This is a genomic window from Mitsuaria sp. TWR114 (genome assembly GCF_007997345.1).
In genome coordinates this window covers 1-657 of sequence record NZ_VOSR01000984.1, presented here as the reverse complement: position 1 = coordinate 657, position 657 = coordinate 1, and the positions used below count along the sequence as shown (strand labels likewise).

The following is a 657-nucleotide window of genomic DNA, read 5'->3' as shown; positions in this document are numbered from 1 at the left end:
CAGGCCGAGCCAGCGCAGCAACTGAGCGCTGACGCGCGTGTCCTCGCAGGCGACGGCGTCGACCAGCCCCAGCACGTGGATCGCGCGCAGGCTCAGGTCGGCGAGGTTGCCGATCGGGGTCGCGACGACGTAGAGCGTGCCGCCCGGGAATTGCTGATGACCGGCCGCGGCGGAAGCGGCGGCGATCAGCGAGGCGGACGGGGACGTCGACATGTTCAAGAAACTCTCCATCGGACGGGACGGCGCGGATGCGCAGGCACGGGGCGCCGGCGCCGAGCAGCGCGCCCTGGACTACCTGAGGCGGCAGGGGCTGCGGCTGGTGGCGCGCAATTATCGGGTCGCGCGCGGGCGTCCGCGCGGTCGCGTGGACCGGATGTGATCCTGTGGGCGCGGGACGGGACGCTGGTGTTCGTCGAGGTGCGTGCCAGGCAGCGCGATGCGCATGCGGCGCGGCGGCAGCGTGACGCGGGCCAAGCAACGGAAGGTGATCTTCGCGGCGACATGTTTCCTGCGCACGCTGGCGGAGATCCCGCCTTGCCGGTTCGACGTGGTGGCCATCGATGGCGACCGCGTCGAGTGGCTGCAAGGGGCCTTCGACGTGCCGGCCGAGCACTGAGCTCTGCGGCGGCCGATGGCCGTGCAGCACCCTTTATCATC

General features: G+C 71.4%; 1 protein-coding gene and 1 pseudogene. One reads left to right on the top strand and one right to left on the bottom strand.

Translation table 11 applies throughout. The annotated features are described in order from the left end of the window. Positions 1 to 213: SAM-dependent methyltransferase (locus FUT87_RS26570; RefSeq protein WP_404935466.1), on the bottom strand; the 213-nt coding region annotated here is incomplete at its 3' end. Between FUT87_RS26570 and FUT87_RS26565 the strand changes: the two are divergent. Beyond that, positions 212 to 616 (top strand): annotated as a pseudogene (locus tag FUT87_RS26565) (YraN family protein). The gene FUT87_RS26570 and the pseudogene FUT87_RS26565 overlap by 2 nt on opposite strands. The last annotated feature ends 41 nt before the right edge of the window (positions 617 to 657 follow it).